22 protein-coding genes are annotated in these 22,810 nt (G+C 44.7%); 9 read left to right on the plus strand and 13 right to left on the minus strand.

Annotated features, from left to right (window positions below; genetic code table 11):
• The first annotated feature begins 132 nt into the window (after positions 1-132).
• Entirely contained in the window at positions 133-1,359 is a 1,227-nt protein-coding gene (locus NWQ57_RS20280) for an MFS transporter (protein ID WP_306024005.1), read from the plus strand.
• A gap of 102 nt (positions 1,360-1,461) precedes the next feature.
• Here NWQ57_RS20280 and msrA read toward each other — a convergent pair whose 3' ends face one another.
• The 4 genes from msrA to NWQ57_RS20300 all read right to left on the minus strand — a co-directional run bounded on the left by msrA (position 1,462) and on the right by NWQ57_RS20300 (position 3,604).
• Positions 1,462-1,962 carry a peptide-methionine (S)-S-oxide reductase MsrA gene (msrA, locus tag NWQ57_RS20285; RefSeq protein ID WP_306024006.1) on the minus strand — a complete coding sequence of 167 codons (501 nt, stop codon included), beginning with the start codon at positions 1,960-1,962 and terminating at the stop codon, positions 1,462-1,464.
• Positions 1,963-1,964: 2 nt separating this feature from the next.
• Complete coding sequence (gene msrB / locus NWQ57_RS20290) at positions 1,965-2,411, minus strand: peptide-methionine (R)-S-oxide reductase MsrB (protein ID WP_306024007.1); 447 nt, start codon at positions 2,409-2,411, stop codon at positions 1,965-1,967.
• A gap of 132 nt (positions 2,412-2,543) precedes the next feature.
• A complete protein-coding gene (locus tag NWQ57_RS20295; RefSeq protein ID WP_306024008.1) occupies positions 2,544-3,278 on the minus strand; it encodes a MauE/DoxX family redox-associated membrane protein in 735 nt (244 codons plus the stop codon).
• An 83-nt stretch (positions 3,279-3,361) separates the two neighbouring features.
• Positions 3,362-3,604: a hypothetical protein gene (locus tag NWQ57_RS20300; protein ID WP_306024009.1), complete on the minus strand. Its 243-nt coding sequence runs from the start codon at positions 3,602-3,604 to the stop codon at positions 3,362-3,364.
• 232 nt (positions 3,605-3,836) lie between these two features.
• Here NWQ57_RS20300 and NWQ57_RS20305 point away from each other — a divergent pair, with 232 nt between their 5' ends.
• On the plus strand, positions 3,837-4,997 hold the full coding sequence (locus NWQ57_RS20305; RefSeq protein ID WP_306024010.1) for a PQQ-dependent sugar dehydrogenase: 1,161 nt from the start codon (positions 3,837-3,839) through the stop codon (positions 4,995-4,997).
• A 31-nt stretch (positions 4,998-5,028) separates the two neighbouring features.
• On the opposite strand, the gene NWQ57_RS20310 is transcribed toward NWQ57_RS20305, so the two are convergent.
• Positions 5,029-5,838, minus strand: a complete 810-nt coding sequence (locus NWQ57_RS20310) for a hypothetical protein (RefSeq protein WP_306024011.1) — start codon at positions 5,836-5,838, stop codon at positions 5,029-5,031.
• Positions 5,808-6,359, minus strand: coding sequence for a hypothetical protein (locus tag NWQ57_RS20315; protein WP_306024012.1), 552 nt, complete (start codon positions 6,357-6,359; stop codon positions 5,808-5,810). The genes NWQ57_RS20310 and NWQ57_RS20315 overlap by 31 nt, the downstream gene beginning before the upstream one ends.
• Before the next feature lie 461 nt (positions 6,360-6,820).
• Between NWQ57_RS20315 and NWQ57_RS20320 the strand changes: the two genes are divergently transcribed.
• Positions 6,821-9,163, plus strand: coding sequence for a TonB-dependent receptor (locus NWQ57_RS20320; protein WP_306024013.1), 2,343 nt, complete (start codon positions 6,821-6,823; stop codon positions 9,161-9,163).
• A gap of 2 nt (positions 9,164-9,165) precedes the next feature.
• Complete coding sequence (locus tag NWQ57_RS20325; RefSeq protein ID WP_306024014.1) at positions 9,166-10,395, plus strand: dipeptidase; 1,230 nt, start codon at positions 9,166-9,168, stop codon at positions 10,393-10,395.
• Positions 10,396-10,506: 111 nt separating this feature from the next.
• Here NWQ57_RS20325 and NWQ57_RS20330 read toward each other — a convergent pair whose 3' ends face one another.
• Positions 10,507-11,622: a c-type cytochrome gene (locus NWQ57_RS20330; RefSeq protein WP_306024015.1), complete on the minus strand. Its 1,116-nt coding sequence runs from the start codon at positions 11,620-11,622 to the stop codon at positions 10,507-10,509.
• 566 nt (positions 11,623-12,188) lie between these two features.
• Between NWQ57_RS20330 and NWQ57_RS20335 the strand changes: the two genes are divergently transcribed.
• The 5 genes from NWQ57_RS20335 to dkgB all read left to right on the plus strand — a co-directional run bounded on the left by NWQ57_RS20335 (position 12,189) and on the right by dkgB (position 16,673).
• On the plus strand, positions 12,189-13,160 hold the full coding sequence (locus NWQ57_RS20335) for a YihY/virulence factor BrkB family protein (RefSeq protein WP_306024016.1): 972 nt from the start codon (positions 12,189-12,191) through the stop codon (positions 13,158-13,160).
• 96 nt (positions 13,161-13,256) lie between these two features.
• Positions 13,257-13,415 (plus strand): YqaE/Pmp3 family membrane protein, encoded by a 159-nt coding sequence (locus NWQ57_RS20340; RefSeq protein ID WP_268077202.1) that lies wholly within the window; start codon positions 13,257-13,259, stop codon positions 13,413-13,415.
• A 108-nt stretch (positions 13,416-13,523) separates the two neighbouring features.
• Positions 13,524-14,675: a DUF748 domain-containing protein gene (locus tag NWQ57_RS20345; RefSeq protein ID WP_306024017.1), complete on the plus strand. Its 1,152-nt coding sequence runs from the start codon at positions 13,524-13,526 to the stop codon at positions 14,673-14,675.
• A gap of 28 nt (positions 14,676-14,703) precedes the next feature.
• Positions 14,704-15,681 carry an endonuclease/exonuclease/phosphatase family protein gene (locus NWQ57_RS20350; protein ID WP_306024018.1) on the plus strand — a complete coding sequence of 326 codons (978 nt, stop codon included), beginning with the start codon at positions 14,704-14,706 and terminating at the stop codon, positions 15,679-15,681.
• 185 nt (positions 15,682-15,866) lie between these two features.
• Positions 15,867-16,673, plus strand: a complete 807-nt coding sequence (gene dkgB, locus NWQ57_RS20355) for a 2,5-didehydrogluconate reductase DkgB (protein ID WP_306024019.1) — start codon at positions 15,867-15,869, stop codon at positions 16,671-16,673.
• Positions 16,674-16,751: 78 nt separating this feature from the next.
• On the opposite strand, the gene NWQ57_RS20360 is transcribed toward dkgB, so the two are convergent.
• The 6 genes from NWQ57_RS20360 to NWQ57_RS20385 form a co-directional block, all read right to left on the minus strand.
• Positions 16,752-17,921, minus strand: coding sequence for an alkene reductase (locus NWQ57_RS20360; protein WP_306024020.1), 1,170 nt, complete (start codon positions 17,919-17,921; stop codon positions 16,752-16,754).
• A gap of 106 nt (positions 17,922-18,027) precedes the next feature.
• Positions 18,028-19,410 carry an NAD-dependent succinate-semialdehyde dehydrogenase gene (locus tag NWQ57_RS20365; RefSeq protein WP_306024021.1) on the minus strand — a complete coding sequence of 461 codons (1,383 nt, stop codon included), beginning with the start codon at positions 19,408-19,410 and terminating at the stop codon, positions 18,028-18,030.
• Between the two features lie 258 nt (positions 19,411-19,668).
• Complete coding sequence (locus NWQ57_RS20370) at positions 19,669-20,712, minus strand: patatin family protein (protein WP_306024022.1); 1,044 nt, start codon at positions 20,710-20,712, stop codon at positions 19,669-19,671.
• Between the two features lie 228 nt (positions 20,713-20,940).
• The gene (locus NWQ57_RS20375; protein WP_306024023.1) at positions 20,941-21,372 is read right to left on the minus strand and encodes a beta-lactamase hydrolase domain-containing protein; all 432 of its coding nucleotides are present in this window, start codon (positions 21,370-21,372) and stop codon (positions 20,941-20,943) included.
• A 29-nt stretch (positions 21,373-21,401) separates the two neighbouring features.
• Positions 21,402-22,172 (minus strand): sulfite exporter TauE/SafE family protein, encoded by a 771-nt coding sequence (locus tag NWQ57_RS20380; RefSeq protein ID WP_306024024.1) that lies wholly within the window; start codon positions 22,170-22,172, stop codon positions 21,402-21,404.
• A gap of 86 nt (positions 22,173-22,258) precedes the next feature.
• A partial coding sequence (locus NWQ57_RS20385) for a DUF3365 domain-containing protein (protein ID WP_306024025.1) occupies positions 22,259-22,810 on the minus strand: 552 nt, incomplete at its 5' end.

Consider the following 22,810-nt stretch of genomic DNA (forward strand, 5'->3'; position numbering starts at 1 on the left):
TAGTCACTGTTACTGACATCAAGAAACAGCTGCGTATAATCACGGGGTTGATGAGCCTAAGCGGTTCTTTTTTTAATTTTTACATAGTCGATAGCAATAACAGCTGTTGCCTTGATTAAACCGGAAAGTCTTATGCGTATCCTATTGCGGTCCATGCTCGCTTTGCTGTCTTCAGCAGCCATCTTACTTGTGGGGCATGGCTTACAACTCACTCTTGTGCCGCTTTATGCGGTGAGCTTAGCGTGGGATCCTGCCTTGATCGGATACATTGGTTCGAGTTATTTTGCTGGTTTTGTATTGGGTTGCTTAACCGTACCGCGCTTGGTTGCTCGGGTCGGGCATATCAGGGTCTTCACCGTACTTATTGCCCTGACAACGGCCTCAATGTTAATGATTGGCTTGGTTGATAATCTAGCGCTTTGGCTAGTGGCACGGTGCTTAACAGGCTGGGCATTGGCGGGTATTTACATGGTGATTGAAAGCTGGTTGAACGAACGGACCTCTGCGGAGCACCGGGGCAGAATTTTATCGGTTTATATCATTATTACGCTGTTAGCTATTTGTGTAGGGCAGTTGTTAGTGGGCTTTGAGCTGGGCTATCAAGGCTTATTTATGCTGGCGGCAGCGTTGCTGGTACTTGGCATTGTACCCATTGGCCTCACATCAAGCTCTGAACCTAAACCTATTCCAGCAGTACGCTTTAGTTTTCGTCGCATTTTTGCGGTATCTCAGGTGGCCATGGTTGGTGCCTTTTTAGGCGGTTTAGTCACTGGTGGTTTTTGGGCCTTAGGGCCTGTGGTCGCCAATGCCAATGACTTAAGCGCCAGTCAGGTGGGAATTTTTATGGCGGTTACCATATTAGGTGGTACGGCCTTACAATTTCCGGTGGGTCGCTTATCTGATTTAATTGACAGACGTTACGTCATCACTGGCTTAGCTGGGTTTGGTGTGATAGCCAGTATTGGGGCTATTTTACTCTATGGCATTAATCCATGGTTTATTTACATCACTATGTTTGCTTTTGGCGGGCTAACGTTTCCGCTGTATTCTTTGTGTTTAGCCCATGCAAATGACAATACTGATTTATCGATGATGGAAGTGGGTAGTGGCGTGCTGATGATGAATAGCTTTGGCAGTATTCTCGGCCCTTTACTGGTTTCGATTTTAATTGGTTATACCCATCATGCCTTGTTTATTGTCTCAGCCATTGTGTTATCACTTTTAGCGGCTTGGACATTATATCGAATCAAGTTTCACGATGTGGCACGAGATCACTACGAACCTTTTGTTGCTATGCGCAATACCACCCAAGAAATTGTTGAGGTAGGGCTTGAAGAAGAGTCTAAGCCCCTTGCTTAAAGACCCCGATGCTTTGGGGGCCTATTAGTCGTCATGCCCATGAATCTTGGCAACCCTAATTGGTGTTAGCGTCGGTTATCGGGTAAATCAATATCAAGTGTTTTACTGGGTAGGGGAGAGTGTCCAATCTGGCCTTGGAAAATGACAGGTATAACCGTTGGGTCGTTTTTCTAAATAATCTTGATGCTCAGGCTCAGCTTGCCAAAAATCACCTACCGGCTCGACTTCAGTAACCACTTTACCGGGCCATAAGCCCGAGGCGTTAACGTCAGCGATAGTCTGTAATGCAACTGCTTTTTGCGCTTCATCAATATAGTAGATAGCCGAGCGATAAGAGGCGCCCCTATCGTTTCCCTGCCTATTGGGCGTACTAGGATCGTGAATTTGAAAAAAAAATTCTAATATCAGCCGATAGCTTGTTATCTCGTTATCGAACATGATTTCAATTCCTTCGGCGTGATTACCATGATTACGATAGGTGGCGTTGGGTACTTCACCACCGGTATATCCCACGCGAGTTGACACAATACCGTGGCGCTTGCGGATCAAGTCCTGCATTCCCCAAAAACACCCACCCGCCAGCACCGCTCGTTCGATTGCCATGATTAACGCTCCCCAACTTGCTTGATATAGTCTTCGTAACCTTGGGATTTCATTTCTTCAAGAGGAATAAAACGCAAGGAAGCCGAATTAATACAATACCGCAGTCCCCCTTGATCTTTAGGTCCATCAGGAAAAACATGACCTAAATGGCTGTCGCCATGGGCAGAGCGCACTTCCGTACGCACCATGCCATGGGTGGTGTCGGTAATTTCGTTGATGTGTGTTGGCTCGATAGGTTTAGTAAAACTCGGCCAGCCACAGCCTGACTCGTATTTGGCTGAAGAGGCAAATAAAGGCTCACCAGATACTACATCAACGTAGATGCCTGCTTGTTTGTTGTCTAATAATGCACCCGTACCCGGACGCTCTGTACCATTTTCTTGGGTTACGCGAAACTGCTCAGGTGTTAAGGCTGCGATGACGTCTTGCGATTTTTGATATCTATTCATTATTTCCTCTGTGTTATGAATAAGAGGTGCAGATTTAAGTGTAACAGACCTGCTCATAGTGTTTTATTGCAAGCGTGAGATAAAGATCACTTTTGGTGTTTTAGTCGTGGCTCATACTAGCAAAGGGCGACGCTACATCAGTAAAAGCATCAATATTGCAGCGCCAATCATGAATAGATTCTCTGTCAGTGAAACAAATCCTAAAGGGACTTGACTGTCACCACCAACGCAGGCGCATGTTAATTCGCGCTTATCGATATACACTGCTTTGATAACTGATATGCCTCCCACAGTACCGATGAATAATGAGATGGGAGCAACGTAAATAGCTGGCAAACCCGCTAACATACCAAGACCGGCATAAGCTTCTAAAAACGGATAGACATAAGCATAGCGCAAGTGGCGCATGGCCAGTAAGTCGTAGGTAATAAACGAGTTAGTAAAACTGTATAAATCTTTCAGTTTTTGTAAGGCAAGCAATACCATCGATATCGCAATAAATAACAGCAGCGTGCGCATGGAAAAAAGCGCTGCATGATAGGTGTTTTGCACAGCAAGAGCCATCAAAGCGGCTAAGCTAAAAAGCGCAATAACCGGTGTATAAGTTGTGCCATTTTGACCTGCTTGACTCATTCCGAAGTATTGACGCAAGTCGTCGTAACCTCCAATGCGTTCATCGTTGATGAAGGTCTGGGGTGTCGTTTTAACGTGGTGTAGTTGCTTAAAGTTGTCGGTTTCTGCCCGAGACGTCAATTTATGATCTTCTACTTTATAGCCATTGCGCTGCAATAAATCTTTTGAGCGCAAACCAAAGGGGCAAATATGTTGCTCACTGTCCATACGATACAAGATCGCGCGTCTACTCATTATGGTTACTCCTATGAAAGCGTAAGCACATATTCTACATTAGGGCTGCAAGGTGGTCAGTTGGCTAGCCAACGTAAAAGACCTCACATCGTCAAACCTTGGGAGTGGCCGGCTTTGAGAGCGTCGAAAAAACGATGAATATTGCTGCGCATTGAAGAATAGGTATTCATATAGTTGAGGGTCTGTGAATAAGCCTGTTTGTCGATATCAGGCACAAATTCAGGTAAGTTTTTGGTAAAAAGCAACCATACTCCTGATTGGTTTTCATCATAAACACATGCTGTGACGGCTTCGTTTGGCACATTCGAATTATTATTAGCTAGCATAGTCGTTTTCCATTTGCGTAAATTGAAAGATAGACTCAAGGCAAAGCTAAAAATATGCCATTAGCTAACCATATGAATATAAAGTGTTTTTTAGTAATTATTGTTGTATTTTTGTACTTCATACGGAGGGGTAGTGTAATATTTACATGGCTAAGTGAAGCACAGCACAGCTTGATCGAATATCGAGATTGTGCGTAATTAAAGGCAATAAAAATCATAAGGAATCTGAGTAATGAAAACAGTCGTGAACATCCTTTTTTTAAGCATGTGGCTAGCCACTCAAAGCGCTTCAGCCCAAAGCGATAGTTTCGTTATTGAAGGCAACGATGGCAGCAAAATAAAAGCCAGTCCCTTAGCTGTTTTTGATAGCGCTTGGGCCATGACATTTTTACCTGACGCAAGAGCGCTGGTCAGTGAAAAAAGCGGTGATATTTGGTTGCTTAGCAAAAGGGGTGAAAAGATAGCAAAAGTATCTCAGTCACCCAATGTCACTCCCCGCGGACAAGGCGGTATGGGTGACATCATTTTAGCCGATGATTTTACCTCCTCAGGCAGGGTGTATTTGTCGTATGTTGAGCGCGATGTCAAAGATGATAGCTTAAGTGGTGCGGTGGTTGAGCGAGCAAAACTCACCTTAAGTCAAGATAGCGCTAGCTTGTCAGATCGCACTGTTGTGTGGACGCAGAGCCCTAAAGTAACTGGCAACGGGCATTACAGTCATCGTTTAGCAATTTCCCCTGACGGCTATTTGTTTATCACCTCAGGCGACAGACAAAAATTTAATCCTGCACAAAATATGGCGATGAACTTAGGTAAGGTAATTCGCCTAAATCTCGATGGCAGTATTCCTTCTGACAACCCTTTTGTTGGTAGTGGTGGGGTTGCCTCTGAGGTTTGGTCTTTAGGGCATCGTAATCCCTTAGGGATCGCGTTTGATCAACAGGGCAATTTATGGACTCATGAGATGGGACCGCGTCATGGTGATGAGCTAAATCGTATTATGCGAGCCACTAACTATGGTTACCCCTTTGTATCAGAGGGTGAGCATTACAACGGCACGACGATCCCAAGCCATGCCTCAATGCCGATATTTCAAGCACCTGATCTTGCTTGGGTTCCTGCTATTAGCCCCGCAGGTTTAATTATTTATCAAGGTGAGCAATTTGCCGATTGGCAAGGCCATGCGTTTATTGGGGGTCTATCATCACAAGCATTGATCAGAGTCGACTTAGGTGAAAAGGCCCAAGGCGCGGATAAAAAGCCTAAAGAAGCGGCACGTTATGAGTGGGGTAAACGCGTTCGAGAAATTGAACAAGGGCCTGAAGGTGCAATCTATGTATTAGAAGACGCGACGGGCGGGCGTTTATTAAAACTCGAAGCGATGAAGCAGTAAAATTAATAAAAGAAGGCGCGATGCCTTCTTTTTATGCTGGTAAACGCGAAAGCAGTGCGACTGATTCCCCATCACTTGGATAAGTCTCTAAGGTTAGATTGGCATCTTCAATGGCTTTAGGGCTGAGCCCTTGGGCGTACATGTGATACAGGCACGCTACAATATGTTTTATTTCTTTGGCATTGGTGTTTTGTTGTTCTTCCCGGTTGACCCGCCTGACCATCAAAGACAGAGGCACTGGGCTAGAATGTTGCGCTGCAGCAATCTCCTTTGATGATCTGAAATCAGGCTGACAGTAGGGAATGCTTGCTGGGTCCACCAAGCGCAGGCCATTGTATAAAAAGACTTTGATACGCCTGACGCGCTCTTCATTGCCCGCTTCATAAGGCTCCATTTCACCCACGAGGGTGATAGGGGTGTTTGGAGCAAGTTGGGCGGTTTTGATGGCTAATTCAGCCGCCTCAGTGCTGAGGCTATGCATCAAGTGTTTGACAATGCCACGCCCTGGTTTTTGTGGGTTAACCCAAATATGCGACAAATGCACCACAACGGCCTGACCGCTTTCACAGGCCTTGTGGTTAATCACAACGCTGTAATCGCCCACTGCCGCCAATGCATCGTTTTCGTCAGTAATATAGGCCAACTGATACAGCATCGAATAGCCATCAATGACTTCATTAGCGCGCCAATTAAAACGGGCGCTAATAACGGCCTTGCTTTCCATTTCGTTGCGGCTGCCAAAATAGTCGTTTAATACGGTGTACGCAGGTTCAAAAAGTGCATCGTCACTGCGTGAAATAATATGCGTATTTAGGTTTTGGGGATGACCATGGCGTCGCACGTGTAGCCTCCTTCACTGATCTCTGCTTTTGCTTGATTGATAATGGTGGCGGCATTTTCATCTTTATACCACGCTTCTTTCCTGGCATAACGCTCACGCACTACGGGGCTGCATTTATAAATATCTTTAATAAAATCAACCCAGTTTTGCGCCGCAGGCCCGAGCTTGTCTTGCACTAGGGTAAGTTGTGAAAAGAAGTCCATCATCATTTCAGCACTGGCTTCAGCCCGCGACTGATGCATACGTAATTCATGAGGCGTGGCATCAGGATAAACATCTTCGGGTCGTAAATTACCGTAGATGTATAAACGCGCATCGGGGTGGTTCATAAACTCTTTATCGATATCAACCATTTGGCTATAAACCTGGCCCACGGTATTGAGCGCAATTTCGTCTTCGTTCATCTTGAGTTGCTGATAAACAAAATAAATTCCTATGATGCCGATGATGGTCACAAACGACGCCATGAGTTCGGCAATACTGACGATAATTTGTTGGTTCTTTTTAAATTTTTGCCACATGGGTGAGCCCTGTTTAAGTCAGCGCATAGAGCGTGTTGGTCAGCGAATTTATCACACTTTTTAAAAATAGAAAGTAGATATAAATCATAGGGTTGATAAGTTCCCTTGGCATGATAACCGTGCCAGCAGAGACATTTTTAGCATGACGATTAGCAGGTGTTAAATTTTTGTGAATTTATTATTCTTTTATATATCAAAAATAGTGCGTATTTATTCTTTATGGTGCAACTTGACGTTTGTTACCTTCGATTATGCCAACTAGCTCAATCTATTATGTCAGTTATTCCGTTCAGGTAAGTTTGTAAGCTTCTGAAAATTATTAAGTTACTGCAGAATATTGCGGTTTATTAAGTAACAAGCGTGAGACTGGTACGTTTATTGTGATGTAAAAATCGAGTCCTTAAAAAAGGATGCATTTGAACAAGCAAATCACCAGCGTAAACCTATTAGGAATACTACTCATGCACGTAACTAAAACGATATTTCGACCTACTTTACTCAGTGTGTCGCTTGCTACCATGTTCACCGTCGTTCCTGCTTTTTCACAAGAAGCAGCCAGTGTAGATGCATCAGAGTCAGCAGAAAAAATTCAAGTCGTAGGTCGCCGAATTTCGGAAACCGAAATAGCCATCGGCACCGGTGAAGTGACCAATACCCTAGCCGTAACCAGAGAAGCTTTATTGTCTGCGCCGGGCGGCATTTCCGGTTTAAAAATGCTCGAAAGTTTACCCGGCTTTAACGTGCAAACTGACGGTGCCTTAGGTCTTTATGAATTTGGCAACTCAGTTAATGTGCGGGCCTTTAATCTAAGCCAAATGGGTTTTGTATTAAATGGCGTGCCTATGGGACGTTCTGATGCCTTTGGCGGTAGCCCTATTTTTCGCTATGTGGACAACGAAAATTTAGCCTCAGTGGTCGCGTCTCCAGGGGCCGGAGATGTATCCGCGCCTAGCTATTCAACCTTAGGGCCGATAGCTTCTTATTATTCGATTGATCCCTCAGACCACATGGGCGGCATGATGTCATTAACGGTTGGTGATGATGATCTTCAACGCTCTTTTGTTAAATTAGAAACGGGCGATATTGATGGCTTTAAAGCTTATGTTAGCCGTTCAAAAACCGACAGTGATTTATGGCGAGGCCCAGGAACGATTGACCGAGAACACATTGAAGGCAAAGCCGTTTATGCATTTAGCGCAGAGACATCGCTAGAATTTAGTTACGTGTCAAATGACTTTTTTGATTATGACTCGCCTTCAGCAACGGCTGCCACGTTTGCCAACGATTATTATTATGGCTATGCCGAGTCAATTCCTGAGGGCTGTGTTTCAGCTCAACCACAAGTGTATGACTTTAATCAAGACGGCAGCATCGACGACAGCGATTTTACCCCTATTTTTACAGGTAGTAACTGCACGAGTTATTACGAAGACAGAGTGAATGTGCGTGATGACACTTTATACTCACTGCAGTTTGATACCTACATAAGCGATAATATGCAGTTTACTGGCACGTATTATTTCGAAGATAAAGCCGGGTATGGGGTATCGCCCGATTCATACACCAATACTTTGGGCATTTACCAAAGACAAGCCGCTGCAGGCTTAGACGTAGTGCATCCTCGCGGTGTGCAGTATGGTCTATCGTCTGTAGGCGGGGATCGCAAAGGTCTTGTTGCGGGCTTTAGTTTGGAGCTTGATAACAACCATATTGAGTTTGGCGCGTGGCGTGAAAAAGACACCTATAACCGTACCCAGAAACGGCTGAACAAAACCGGTGGCAGTGCTGATGGTGAAGTTATTTCTGATGAAGTGGCTTACTACCGCCGCGATTACACCTCAGTGCGTGAAACCACTCAACTGTATTTAAAAGATACCATTAGCCTGTTAGATGACGCGTTAAAACTTGAAGTGGGTCTTAAATCGCTGAGCGTTGATTACCGCTTAGACGGCTACCGTGACTACAACGATTACGAAATCAATAGCCAAGTGGGTTATGGTCCGCAGTCTGTTGGCGGTAAGTTTAGTAAGCATTTTTTACCTTCAATAGGCGCAGTTTATAGCGTAAATGAGACTGATCAGCTTTTTGCCTCGTTTTCTCAAAATTACGCCTTGCCTCAAGGTACAGATGATATTTACAGTCTTGCGATTAGCTTTGAGCCGGAAACACCCGAGGGTGAAGAGGCGGATAATGTTGAATTAGGTTATCGAACTAACCAAGAAACCTTTAACGCGGCCTTGGCCTTATTTTACACTCGCTTTGACAACCGCTTATTCGCGAGTAACGTGCTTAATCCCGCTACGCAACAACCAGAAGCCTTTTATATTAATGGCGGGGCGTCAGAGGCCTATGGTTTTGAATTGAGTGGTGTATATCAGCCTGAAATGTTTGAAAAAGCACTCTATCTTAACGCTAATATTTCATACAAACATGCTACCTTGATTGATGGTTTTGGTGCTAACCCAGAAGGAAGCAAACTCGCCGATAGCCCAGATTGGATCATGACCGGTGGCATTACGTATGAGCCAACAGAATGGTTGGTTGCTAACGTTTCAGCAAAGTACACCAGTAGCCGTTTTACCGACTACGCCGAAACCTACGAGATGGACAGCTACACCATTGTAAGTGCGTATATCGACTTAGGCGGCGTCAATCCTTTTGGCATGCCTGAAAATGTGAGTTTACGTTTTAACGTAGACAATCTTTTTGATAAGGAAGTTCTGTCTTTTGCTTTTGTCGGCTCGGCTTTTTATCGCCCTTTAAACCCGCGTAATTTTCAAGCGTCCTTAACGGTGGCATTCTAATAATGACAAAAAACATATGGCATCAACGCAATAAAAAACTAAGTACCATCGCCCTAAGTTTAGTACTTTGGCACAGTGCAGGAGCCGTAACGCTTGAAGAGGCAACGGCGTTACAGCGCACCCTGATCACGCTCGATACCCACCTAGATACGCCGGCCAATTTGCTTGTACCTGGGTTTAATATTCTTGAACGTCATTCTTATGGTCACGATTTTACGCAGGTCGATGTGCCTAGAATGAAAGACGGTGCCTTAGACGGGGGCTTTTGGGCCATCTATACCCCTCAAGGAGAGCTCAGTAAAACAGGCTATGAGCAAAGCCGAGACACCGCGTTGCTGCGAGCTTTGGCCATTCGAACAATGGTATCGGCAAACCCTGACATTTTTGAGTTCGCTACGCAGGCCAGCGATGCTCAGGAAATTAAAAAGCAGGCTAAGCATATTGTGTATATGAGCATGGAAAACTCGTATCCGCTGGGCACTGATATCAGTCTACTGGAAACTTTTTATAAATTTGGGCTGCGCATGGCAGGACCGGTACATTTTAAAAATAATCAGTTTGGTGACAGTTCAACCGACCCCAGTGGTAGCCAATGGGATGGCTTATCGCCCTTAGGTGAAGAGCTGGTGGCTGAGGCGAACCGTTTAGGCATCGTGCTCGATGGCTCTCATGCTCACGACGAAACAGTAAAAGACATGATCCGTTTGTCTAAAACACCAATTATTTTGTCGCACACGGGTTGCAAGGCTATTTATGATCATCCTCGTAATATAGACGATGCCTTACTTAAACAATTGGCTGCATCGGGCGGCGTGATTCAAATGAATGCGTACAGCGAATACCTTGAAGCTTTGCCGGTAGATCCAGCCCGTCAAGCAGCGGTAAAAGGCTTGATGGCTTTATACAAGCAAGGCAGTGATCATGACGTTTTACTCGAAAAACGTCGCGAAATTGAACATGAACATCCCGCAGTAAAAGCATCATTTGATGTGTATATGCAGCACTTTTTACACGCACTAAAAATCGTCGGGCCCAAACACGTAGGAATTGGTGCTGATTGGGATGGTGGCGGTGGGGTAAATGAAATGATGGATGTGGTTAACTTACCGATGATTACCCAACGTTTACTGAAAGAAGGTTATAGCAAAGATGATTTGGTTGATATTTGGGGGGCGAATGCGCTGCGAGTTTTACAACAAGCACAAGACTATGCCGCGAGTGTAAAGAAGTAATTTTTGAGATAACAGTTATCAATCAATACATCCTTAGCTTCAACCATGACTTGCCTGTAACGAGGCGAGTCATGGTAGAGGTTGAGTCTATAAAAGCACCGGCGCTCAAGTTTAGTGTTGGGCTTCTTGATTTTCTTGTGCCAATAAACCTTCAGCTCTGACAACCGGATATCCCAGATTCATCCAACCAAAAATGCCCTCGTAAAGTACTGCAGTATTATCAAAACCCAGCTCAGTTAATTGCTTTGTGACGTATTCGGCAGCGGCCCTTGGACATGAGCAATAGGCTACAATTTGTACATCTTTAGGCAGTTCAGCTACGCGTTGTTGTAAATCTGAGTAATATGGAAAAGGGATGGAGCCAGCCAAGTGCGCGCGTTGCCATACCGAGCTCACTCGGGTATCAAGTAATACCATTCGTTGTTTGGCTTGCATGGCGCGATACAAATCAGCCGACGAAACAAATTTCCCGTCTTGCAAATCAAAATGTGGATCCTCACCTTGTGGATTAATCACGTATTCATCGGGTGTAGGCAGGGTACGCAGTTGTACCTGCGTGATTTTGGCATCACTGGCTTTACTGCGAATAAACGCGGTGACGTTATCGATATCCTCAGCGGATAAGGTATTGGCAAAAGATACCATAGGCGTACCTTGGCGGCCTTGTTCGATGGCGTAGCGAATAAAATCGTCTTTGTTGTGGGCCAAAAATGACGGATTGGCTAAGGCTGGTGCGGTAATACCCTCTCCCTTTTGACCATGACAACCACTACAAAATTGCTGATAAACTGACTCACCTCGAACGATGTCGCCTGCTATTGGGTTTTCAGTCAGTTTGACTCGCTCGGCACCTGATTGCCAAAATAGCCAATAGGTGAGATCCCACGTTTCATCTAAGGTCATTGGGCCGCCAATTTCATCTAGGTAACCACCCATTGCAGTGCCCTGACGTCCGTATGACAACGGGCGTAATATGGAATGGGGCACACCCGACTCAAACAGACTTTTACTGCGTAACGAAGGGGCGTGGTCGTTTTTATGACCTTCGCGATCGTCGCCATGACACAATGAACAATACTTTTGATAATTACTGGCGGCGGTTTTGGCTTGTTGGGCGGTAAGTTGACGAGGAGGCTCTTGTTTTTCGTAGTGACGTTCTGCACTCACCTTAGAGGCTGCACCTAAACACATGGTCAAAATTACCGATAGGTAAATCATGCCTTTCATTTGAAAATTCCCTTTGTCTATCGTTTGTTCAATATTAGCGCTACCGCAACGAAATAGACAATTCTCTCTTTAGGTAGCTACTTCTAACTGGCTATCAATACCTTATGTTATCGATAGCCAATTAAAAAGAAGCATTAGCTAGGTGTAACTGATAAAACCTCCGCTTACCCATGAAGAGTAAATAGGGCCAACACGCCCTACATAAAAATAAGAAGTTTAAACGACATTTCATATTAAGAATTGAGGTTAAACGACTTATTTGTCTTTCGTTTGCAGGGGCATTAAGGCATCCGCTTTGGGCAAAGGATAACGTTGTTTTCCAAGCAAAATATACACAAAACAGCACAAACCTAAGCCAATAACCAAAGCACCCACACGCAGATTTTTTCCCAATTTGGCAAGTGTGGTTTCTTAATAACATTCGAGGTGGTGCAGTCCTTGCTATTCCTATCCATCTAGTAGAAAAAACCGAGCAGATCGGTTTTATTTCAGCAGAGAGTTCGCTTTGATGACTCAGGTCTCAAAAAGGACGTACTTTTCGCCCCTGTTAATGTAAGGATGTTGATGTGAGTCATACACGAGGACAAGTAGCGCGTTCACCCCATGAGTTTCCATTGCTTGGCTGGTGGGATATTTTACAACGTACCGTGAAAAAAATGCTCGATGACAATCTGTCACTGATCGCTGCGGGGGTAGGCTTCTATTTTTTATTAGCGGTTTTTCCGATGATAGCGGCCCTCGTATCAGTGTATGGCCTTGTGGTGTCGCCTGATGAATTGCAGCAGCAAATGGCTTTTTTAGTTGGCTTTATACCTGAGCAAAGCCGAGACATTATTGAAAGCCAAATCGAGCGCATTATGGGCAAATCAGAAGCCGCCTTGAGCACCGGAGTTATTATCAGTATTTCGTTTGCTGTTTGGAGCGCCAGCAAAGGTGCCCAGGCCATGATCACGGCCTGCAATATTACCTACGGACAGAAGCAGAAACGGGGCTTTTTGATGAAAGTGCTGATGCGCCTTGTATTTACGCTAAGCGCCGTACTGATATTGGCTTTAGCACTATTTTGTATCGCTGTCATGCCGCTGCTGTTCAATTACATCGGTCTGAAACATTACACTAATATTTTGGTGCAGTGGCTGACATGGCCCTTTCTGGCCATTATGTTCAATTTAGCACTCAGTTCGTTTTATCGTTACGGCCCGCACCGACACCTCGCAAAATGGCGCTGGGTAACGCCCGGGGCAATATTAGCCAGTACGATGTGGATCGCATTTTCATTTGGCTTTTCGTTTTATCTGACCCAGTTTGCTCACTATGACAAAACCTACGGCTCGTTAGGCAGCGTGGTGGTGTTGCTGATGTGGTTTTACCTAAGCGCTTACATCATTCTATTTGGTGCAGAATTTAACGCCGCCATGGAACATCAAACGCTTGAAGATAGCACCACTGGCCGTGAAAAAGAGATGGGGCAAAGAGGCGCTTTTGTTGCCGACACCATTCCAGATGATTTACAAAAGCATCAACAAAATGACTCGTAATGTTGTTGCACGTTTAAAAAACGGCACACCCTTTGCAATCCTCACTTTGGGTTAAGCAATAAAATCCAATTCAGACAAACATTAAGGAGCGTTATTATGGATCTTATACGAATTATTTTTGCAATTTTACTTCCTCCTCTTGGTGTATTTTTACAGGTAGGACTAGGCGGGGCCTTTTGGTTAAACATCTTACTTACCCTGTTAGGATACATTCCCGGGATTATCCATGCGGTGTGGATCATTGCTAAACGCTAAAGGGCGTGATGCAGTAAGTTGGAGGAAATAGCCGCAGGCTTCTTCCTCTCAACTTACTCACTCAGGCCTGTTTTCATCTTTGTCTAGGCAGCTCAACAAGGTTTCTCCATGCAGCATATTCGACACAAAAGTATAAAGTTGATAATTGGTTTGGTATCACTGCTTGTGTTACTGCGTGTGATGGCACCCTATGCCGTAGAAAAAGGGGTGAATTATGCGCTGACGACCACTCCGGGTTTAACTGGTCACGTGGGGGATGTTAGCCTTGCTTTGTATCGTGGTGCCTACCAAATAGAGGATATCGAGCTCTTTCTAGTCGACGGTGAGTTACAAAAACCGCTGATTGCAATCAAGCAGCTTGATATTTCAGTATTATGGTCGGCATTGTTCCGCGGAAAGGTTGTTGCAGAGATGCGTTTTTTACATCCTGAGATTTATTACGAAGATGTAAAGAATCGAGATGAGCACGTTAATGATGATGTGCAAGACGAACAAACCTGGATCACCTTAGCTAACCGATTAGTGCCTTTTGCGATTGACCGTATTGACGTTATCGGCGGCCAACTCGCTTTTGCTACCATCGACGAGGTCCTGTCTACTCGCGCGCTGATCACAGACATCACTGGGCAAATTACTAATCTGACCAACAGCAAAGAGCATTCGGGCTCGCTGGTGACCAATATGCACTTTGATGGTTTGATCGAGGGCATTTGTCCGCTGAGGATGGGTGGTGCTTACGACCCCTATGCCAAAAAACCTACCTTTAATTTCGATGTAGAAATGCAGCGATTACCAGTAAAAAAAATCGATCACCTTATTAGTTTTTATGCGCCCTTTGATTTAGAGGCAGGTGAGGTCGACTTTGCAATGGAATTTGCGGCAAAACAAGGAGTGGTTGCAGGCTACGTCAAAGCAGGGGTCTATGACTTATCGGTTTTTGACTGGCACGAAGACGTCGTGGAAGACGGTGATAACCCCTTCGAGTGGTTATTTGAATCCCTCACGGGTGGCGTGGCCGAAATATTTGAAAATGGTAGCAATGATCTTATCGCTACTCGGGTGCCTCTTGAAGGTCATATCGACAACATCGAGACGCCTTTGTGGCCTGCGATTTATGCCATTATCAAAAATGCCTTTATTCAGTCTTTAGAGATAAAAGTAGACGGTGTAGTTAAGCAATATCCCCTAGAGTATTCCCCTGCCTTTTTGGACATGAAGCCGAGAAACTCGCAAAACAAGCAGCTTAATCAGTTAGGCTAAGACAATTACCGTGGATCAGGCTCTGATTATGTTAATCACCTTTATTATTTCAAGCGCATTGTTGACGTTGATAACACTTGCGCCGTTGTTGCCCAGTAATCATTGGACAGTGAGAGTGTGGGAATTTCCTCGCTTACAAATTGTGTTTCTTATCTTAATCAACATGCTATTAATGGCGTTGCTCATAGCGCAAGACCTCGGCCCATTTTTGGCTTTAGTCATCGTCAATTTATGCCTATTGTGCTACCAAATAAACTGGATTTTTCCTTACACTCCCTTTGCCAACACAACGGTTAAGATGAGCAAGTCAAGCGACCTTTCTAGTCGTATAAAAGTTATCAACGTTAATGTGTTGATGAGCAATCGTGATGCGCACAAACTTATTGCCTTAGTTGAGCAACACCAACCCCATCTTTTGGTGACCTTAGAAAGCAATCAATGGTGGCAGGATGCCCTTGAACCCTTACATGATGCCTATCCCTATCGCGTGAATTATCCCCTTGATAATTTGTATGGTATGCATTTATTCAGTCGAATTCCCTTGTCTGATATCACCACAGCCGAGCGAGTTGAACAGGGTGTTCCTTCTATTCACTGTATCGCTAATTTGCAAAATGGTAAGCAAATTCAATGTCATTTTTTACATCCTGCTCCGCCTAGCCCAACAGAAAATGAAGAGTCTACCGAAAGGGATATTGAACTACTCGGCTTAGCCAGAGAAATCGCGAACAAGCAGGGTAGCGATTCACTCCCGGTGCTCGTCAGTGGTGACTTAAATGACGTGGCATGGTCGCCCACCACACAAGCTTTTTTGCGTATTAGCGGCCTACAAGACCCACGCATTGGCCGCGGGGCCTATAATACCTTTCACGCCCAATACGCGTTCGCGCGATGGCCACTTGATCATATTTTTCACAGCGAGCATTTTGAGTTGGTCAGCTTAAGCCGCTTATCAGAAATCGGCTCTGATCACTTTCCCTTATTAACTGAAATTCACCTTAAATAAGCGGTTCAACCTACCAGTCTGTTGTTACTTAATCAGCTTTGTGCCGAATATAAATATTGCATGAGCTTGTAATCTTTACAGTGTGTCCTATCGGTCATTTTAATTTTTATTGAATAATATCAATAACTTAAGTTTGGCATGGAACTTTCTTATTAGAAAGGCTTTCACTATAAAGGAGTACTAGTATGTATAAGATAAATATTCCCAGCCCAGGGTTTGGTACGTTTCGACTATCCGGAGAATCTCTAAAGCATTCCATTCATACTGCGATCGACGCAGGCTTTCGTCATATCGATACAGCACAGATTTACAAGAACGAGGACGAAGTGGGGCAAGCCATTGAAAAGTCATCCATTCCTCGTGACGAGATATTTTTGACCACGAAAGTGTGGTTTGACGAATTTGGTAGAGAAGATTTTGAACAAAGTGTTAAAGACAGTCTGAGCTGGTTACGCACCGACTATGTTGACCTACTGTTGATACACTGGCCTTCACCCAATAACGCAGTGCCCATGGAAGAATACCTTCAATGCCTAATGAACTGTGAAAATAAGGGCTATACCCGAGCGGTGGGCGTTTCAAATTTCACCATCCCTTTGCTTGAGAAGGCGTTTTCGATTATTGGTAAAGACAATATTGCCGTGAACCAAATCGAGATCCACCCTCACTTTCAAAATAAAAAATTAGTGAACTACTGCCAAGCAAATGGTATTGCGGTGGTGGGATATATGCCACTCGGTAAAGGTCAGGTGATGGATGATCCGGTATTACAGAAAATCGCTAAAGAGCATGATACCAGCCCCGCTACTATCGCCTTAGCATGGCAAATGCAGCAAGGTATTATTCCTATTCCTGCCTCCACTGATCCTGAGCACATCAAAAGTAATTTGTTGGCGGCAGAGCTGCGCTTAAGCCCTGAGCAAATGAAAAAAATTGCGGCACTTGATACGGGGGAGCGTTTAATCGATCCTGATTTTGCCCCCGATTGGTAACCGCTTAAATGCGATAAAAAAGCCCGGTTTACTTAACCGGGCTTTTTATTTGAGTCGCTATTTTACGTTTTAAGTCGCTCAGCTATTGTTAAGTGCGCTGGCTTTTTTGCTCAACGTTGGGTAATCAACATAACCTTGTGCGCCGCCGCCATAGTAGGTGTCTTCGTTCGCTTCATTATAAGGGCCTTGGTTTCCTATCCGATCAGGTAAATCTGGATTTGCAATAAATAAACGTCCAAAGGCTATAGCATCGGCATGACCTTGTTCAATCCATTCGCCCGCTTCTTGTGGGCTAAACTCGCCATTTGCGATAAATACACCGGTATTAAATACTTTGCGCATTTTTATCAACAGTGCGTTGCCATCCTCTTGACCAGAACCATCTCCGGTGTGATTGTTGGGCCGAATGACATGCAAGTACGCAACTTTTTTCTGGGCAATCGCTTTCGCAGCATAAGTATACGTTTCACTGGGGTTGTGGTCATAACTGCCTCCAGGCCCACCGGTGGGTGATAACCGTACCCCAATATTCTCTGCCCCCAGTTCTTCTACTAAGATGTCGATGATTTCGAGTACTAATCGCACTCTGTTTTCTACAGAACCACCGTACTGGTCATCCCGTTTGTTAACCGAAGACCGAATAAATTGATCGAGTAAGTAGCCATTTGCTGCGTGCAGCTCGACGCCATCAAAGCCTGCTTTTTTAGCACATTGTGCCGCATGACGATAATCCGCTTTTAGGGATTCAATCTCGGCTAAGCTGAGGGCTCGGGCTTTAGGGTGAGGAATGGTAGGCCCATCAGGATGTAAGTCACCTACAAAGGCTTCGCCCTTCGGTTGAAAATCGCTTGCAGACACAGGCGCTTGGTTATTAGGTTGAAAAATGGAGTGAGAAATCGCTCCAACGTGCCATAACTGACAAAAAATACGGCCGCCGTTATTGTGTACCGCGTCAGTCACCACTTGCCAGCTTTCGACTTGCTCCTCGGTGTAAATTCCAGGGGTCCAAGCATAACCTTGACCTTGCTGACTAATCTGAGTCGCTTCACTCACAATTAAGCCAGCGCTCGCTCTTTGAGCGTAGTACAGGGCATGTAAGGGGGTTTGAAGTTGTTTGTCAGCGGTTGAGCGGGAGCGAGTCAGTGGCGCCATAAATACTCTGTTCTCCATCTTGGTCTTACCGATGGTTAAAGAGGAGAGTAGTAATAATTTTTGCGTTAATTTTTCTTCACTTGCGTCTAAAGGCATAAACATATCTCCATTGTCGATTATTTTAGAAAAAGGCGTAGTGCTTTGAGTAGTGTCACTGCAGCGCGTCTGAGGCTGCAGTGATTTAGGTCGTGCTAAAGAGAGCTTATGCTTGCTCAGTAATCATGATTGATTTGATATTAACGAATTCACGGAGGCCAAAGCCGCCATGCTCTCTGCCATAGCCACTGTCTTTAACGCCGCCAAAGGGTAAATTAGGTTGAGCTAATTCGTAGCCATTGATGCTTACCATGCCGGTATCAAAGTGTTTTTTGGCCAGTTCCATCGCTCGGCTAACATCGCGAGAAAAAATACCGCCACCCAGCCCGTATCGAGAGTCATTAGCGACTTGCATTGCTTCTTCGTCGTTCTTCACCTTTATCAGGGCAGCTACAGGGCCGAAGAGTTCGTCGTCGTAGGCTGGCATATCTGGCTTCACATTTTCGAGAATGGAGGGCGGGTAGAAGAACCCTTTTCCTTCGGGGATTTCACAGCCACAGACCACGGTGGCGCCGGCTTTGATGGATTGAGTTACTTGCTCATGAAGCTTGTCTCGTAAGTCGCCTCGGGCCATGGGACCTAAGTCGGTATCGTCGTTGTTTGGATCGCCCACTGTTAGAGCAGACATGGCTTTCGCAAAAGAGTGCTTAAAGGCATCATAATTTTTATCAGTGACGATAAAACGTTTTGCAGAAACACAGGTCTCGCCATTATTGATGATGCGACCTTTTACACACATCTGTGTCGCTAGCTCGATATCGGCATCGTCTAAGACTAAAAAGGCGTCGTTGCTGCCCAGCTCAAGCACGGTTTTTTTCGCCAACTTCGCTGCAGCTTCGGCTACCGCAGTACCAACCTTGTCACTACCGGTAAAGGTGACCCCTTGCACTTTCGGATGCTTGATTAAGGCCGACGCGGTATCACCATCAACTAACAGTGATTGATAACAGTACTGCGGGAAGCCAGCTTCCAAATACATGTATTCGATTTTCCTTGCCATGCCGAATACATTTGAAGCGTGTTTAAGTACGGTAGTATTTCCTGCTACGACGTTAGTAATACTGTAGCGAATGACTTGATATAAGGGGAAGTTCCACGGCTGAATCCCTAAAATAACCCCAAGTGGTTGATAAGTGACAATGGCTCTGCCTTTTTCGAAGTCTCGTTCTTCATCGGCTAGGACTTGCTCAGCTTGGGCTGCGGTATAACGACAAATTTGGGCGCACAATTCGACTTCTTGCAAACCTTGGGCGCGCACTTTACCCATTTCGTCTGTCATTAATTGAGCTAACTCTTCTTTTTTATCTTCTAATAATTGGGCCAATTTTAGGGCTAATTCGCCACGTTCGGTTATCGATGTCAATTTCCATTCTTGAAAACACTTATCCGAGTTTTCGATTGCCTGCTCCGCTGCCTTTTGACTCAATAGTGAATATTCTTGAATAGGGGCTTCAGTAAATGGATTGACTGTAGTGACTGTATTAGACATTGCTCTACCTCTTTGATGTGAAACAAAAGTAGAACTAAGCAAAGCCAGCGCCAAAGCGTGAAATTGACTAATATTATATTTAAGTAATTGATTTTAATTGTTTTAATTTTAAATTAACTCAAGGGGTTTGGTTTGCTGTAACAAAGCTAAAATGAAAAATTTGCAAAGACTTTGTGATATTTACAGCCCCCCCCAATGATGTGCTTTGTTAACTAGGTGCGTGCCCCATGATTAGCAGAACGGATGACTTGTGCGATCTCAAGCGCACAGAGACACGGGGGCACTTTGTGGTGCGGCTACAGAACCCAAGGCGCAAGGGCGATTTGCCACTCTTTGCTCAAACTGATGATAGTGTTGTAAGAATGCCTGACCAGCCGTCAGGCCAAGCCGGTAGTCGTGGCGTAGTTCATGATCACTGCTGCCTAATAGTTTGCTCTGTAAAGCGTCTGACGCAAATATTTGTATGATTTCAAGATCAGCAGGTGGTGAAACAATAAAGGCTAATTCTTTTTGATAAGCCTGCTCGTGCTGCACTAAATAATCAATGGTTCTAGGGCAGTAGCCAGAGGCACAAATCCATGACCTTAATTTATGTACCCATGCAGACTGAGCTTGAAAATGCGCATCGACCGTACGGATGACCACAATTTTACGTGCACCTCTGGCATAGGCTTCTTGAACTGGTAGAGGCGCCGCTAATCCGCCATCTAAGTAAAAATCGTTTTGTGGCTGCCCTCTATTGGGCTTTGCTTCATTAGCCGTTTGGGTCATTCCCCCAGACCTGAGCTTCACGCCTTGTCGGTATAAAAAGGGAAGGGCACTCGAAGCTTTTAATAGTTCTCGCCATTGCTGTGATTCGCCACTTGGACTGAAAAAATAGGGTTGGCGATCCCGTGCGTTGGTAGCGGTAATCAAAAATTGGCGTTGACCTAGTTGATGCTTAGCACGTTTAAAATCAATGCTGCGATTGGCCTCAGTGGTCTTATCAAAGTACCAGTCTAAGTCCACAATATTTTTACCGACTAAGCCGCGCCCTAAACGATAAAAGCGTTTGTGGCGAGATAGTCCACGAATTAGGCGTTTGGCATAGCCTTTTTGACGAGATAAAAAGCTAGTTAAGTTCTGTGAGCCAGCAGAGGTGCCAATAAACATATCAAAGGGGTCAAAGTCGTTTTCCAGCCACGCATCGAGTACGCCAGCGGTAAATATGCCCCGTTGACCACCCCCTTCGGCAATCAGTGCGATCAGGGGGCGAACAGGACTGTTAGGTACATTAAAGGGCTCAGATGTTTGGGTGTTCACGGTATTTTTCTCTGCAAATTTTTTATTGGCTTGAGTGTAAACAAGGCAGGAGCGCTTGGATAATTAAGAGAATCAATCGCTGTAATTGAAAAAACATATTTAGATGCCGTCAAGCAGTCTCAACATGCCCAAGTGTTCGGTATTGGGTTAATACTCGTCGGGAATGAAGGAATACTAATACCAGGGTGATTTGTCTTGCTCGGTCAGGAAAAATGACTCGCTTGGGTTTCATTTTGACAGCTTAGCTAGGTCATGTAATTGCTCAGCGATAACACTAATGTCCACGTTTGCTTCCTTGCATTCATTCATGATGCGATCTATCGATTTTTCGGGTATCTGAGATAAAGCCCACAGATGAGAAACACGTTTTCCAGTTCTACAAAAAGCGTGCACATTATTTTGAGGGGCATTTACTAGGGCTTTGAAGCGAGCAATATCATCTTTTGGGTAGACTAACGATCTGACTGGAATTGAAGCGTAGCGCATATTCTGTGCTTCAATCGCTTTTTTGTACTCCTGTGAACTAATTTGATTTGGCTCTTCGTTTTCCAAACGACAGTTGACAATGACATCAATACCACGGGCTTTGAGAACAGCTAAATCTGCGTAATCCAATGGCCCTGATAGTGAAAAATGACTAGTGATTGCGATAGATTCCATGAGGTCTCCTGAGCAGTAGTAACGGGTATTTAACTTAAATACAGTGCATAAACAGTGTGAAAAAACATAAAGATACCCAAGCAAATCAACATAGCTGCGAACATCCGTTTTATGGTTTGCTGCGGTAAACGCCGACTGAGTTTCGAGCCAACAATGACGCCAATACTGCCAATCACAATCATGCTGGTTACCACAGGCCAGTTAATGGCTATTTGAGCCTGATTTAATAAGTAGGCGTATTTTGCAAAACCGGTAAATGACTGAAGTGCAATGATGACTAAACTGGTTGCTGTTGCTTGTTGTAGGCTTAATCGAGCTAATAAAAACAGGGCCGGAACGATTAAAAAACCGCCGCCAACACCAACAAAGCCTGCTAGAGTACCTACAGTGACGCCCGCTAGAATAACACTTAAGATACTGCTTGAAGGTTTGGGTTGCGCATTGGCAATAGGACTCTTTAACATCATGCGACTAGACAACAACATGACGACAGAAAAAGTCAGTACTTGTATCTCACCTTTGACAAATTGAGCAGCCCAGGCACCTAAGTAGGTCCCTATCATGCTGGGTAAGCCGAACCATAAAATGTATCGTAAATTTATAAGTTTAGATTTTGCCTGTATTAAGCTGCCTACCAAGGCAATGCTGCCAACGATGAGCAGGGATTCTGCGATAGCTAATTTTTCTGTTTCGCCGACCACGTAAAGTAATAGGGGCATGGTGATAATTGAACCACCAGAGCCGAGCAATCCCAAACTTAGGCCAATGATAGCGGCGCCTAATACAACTAAAAAATTCACAATACAGCCTTAAAATAATTAGAAAAGCCTAAAATTTCAGCAGGATTATTGGCAGAGGATAATGCGACAGATTTCTTCATAAGGTCCTAATTATCGACCGTTTTAGAGAGTGAAAAAACGCCACGAATATCACCCAAACTGAAACCAGTAGCTTGGTCGTTTGGATACAATTCCGTAATTTTTTGACTTACAGCACTATCAACATTTCTGCCATGACAAGCCAAACAAACACCACCTGTTGGTATTGCTTTTACGTAGCGAAATACCATTTCCCCTTTCACTACCTGCATACCTGAATATTCCAATTTGTTGATGTCTTCACCTTCTGCGAGGCGCTTTTCAAACTGCTGGAGTATGTTTAACTCCCATGGTTCTGGCGTATTATTCAGATTACGAACCTTGCTAGACGTTCGAGCGACGTGCCAAGCTGACGACCCTGTAACTTCTCGGGCGATTGGCTCAGCTCTGAGTTTACAGACCTCTAACCCGTTTATTGGTCCTGCGGCTAACATGGCGCTGCTAAGTTCTGATTTAAGCTCGTTTGCAAATGTTGTCACCAATAATCTGGCTTGTTGCACATTATCGTCGACCTTTGACTGCGCGTTGACTTGGTGGTGCAAGTTGGCCGTTATCAGCAA

It is taken from the genome of Paraglaciecola sp. (assembly GCF_030730205.1).
Lineage (GTDB): Bacteria > Pseudomonadota > Gammaproteobacteria > Enterobacterales > Alteromonadaceae > Paraglaciecola.

Bases quoted from the DNA above. Each gene is read 5' to 3' on its own strand.
- NWQ57_RS20295 (WP_306024008.1), bottom strand. From the start codon at position 3,278: ATGAGTAGACGCGCGATCTTGTATCGTATGGACAGTGAGCAACATATT.
- NWQ57_RS20365 (WP_306024021.1), bottom strand. From the start codon at position 19,410: ATGTCTAATACAGTCACTACAGTCAATCCATTTACTGAAGCCCCTATT.
- NWQ57_RS20305 (WP_306024010.1), top strand. From the start codon at position 3,837: ATGAAAACAGTCGTGAACATCCTTTTTTTAAGCATGTGGCTAGCCACT.
- NWQ57_RS20360 (WP_306024020.1), bottom strand. From the start codon at position 17,921: ATGCCTTTAGACGCAAGTGAAGAAAAATTAACGCAAAAATTATTACTA.
- NWQ57_RS20340 (WP_268077202.1), top strand. From the start codon at position 13,257: ATGGATCTTATACGAATTATTTTTGCAATTTTACTTCCTCCTCTTGGT.
- NWQ57_RS20345 (WP_306024017.1), top strand. From the start codon at position 13,524: ATGCAGCATATTCGACACAAAAGTATAAAGTTGATAATTGGTTTGGTA.
- NWQ57_RS20320 (WP_306024013.1), top strand. From the start codon at position 6,821: ATGCACGTAACTAAAACGATATTTCGACCTACTTTACTCAGTGTGTCG.
- NWQ57_RS20330 (WP_306024015.1), bottom strand. From the start codon at position 11,622: ATGAAAGGCATGATTTACCTATCGGTAATTTTGACCATGTGTTTAGGT.
- NWQ57_RS20300 (WP_306024009.1), bottom strand. From the start codon at position 3,604: ATGCTAGCTAATAATAATTCGAATGTGCCAAACGAAGCCGTCACAGCA.
- NWQ57_RS20350 (WP_306024018.1), top strand. From the start codon at position 14,704: ATGTTAATCACCTTTATTATTTCAAGCGCATTGTTGACGTTGATAACA.
- NWQ57_RS20280 (WP_306024005.1), top strand. From the start codon at position 133: ATGCGTATCCTATTGCGGTCCATGCTCGCTTTGCTGTCTTCAGCAGCC.
- msrB (WP_306024007.1), bottom strand. From the start codon at position 2,411: ATGAATAGATATCAAAAATCGCAAGACGTCATCGCAGCCTTAACACCT.
- NWQ57_RS20375 (WP_306024023.1), bottom strand. From the start codon at position 21,372: ATGGAATCTATCGCAATCACTAGTCATTTTTCACTATCAGGGCCATTG.
- NWQ57_RS20315 (WP_306024012.1), bottom strand. From the start codon at position 6,359: ATGTGGCAAAAATTTAAAAAGAACCAACAAATTATCGTCAGTATTGCC.
- dkgB (WP_306024019.1), top strand. From the start codon at position 15,867: ATGTATAAGATAAATATTCCCAGCCCAGGGTTTGGTACGTTTCGACTA.
- NWQ57_RS20325 (WP_306024014.1), top strand. From the start codon at position 9,166: ATGACAAAAAACATATGGCATCAACGCAATAAAAAACTAAGTACCATC.
- msrA (WP_306024006.1), bottom strand. From the start codon at position 1,962: ATGGCAATCGAACGAGCGGTGCTGGCGGGTGGGTGTTTTTGGGGAATG.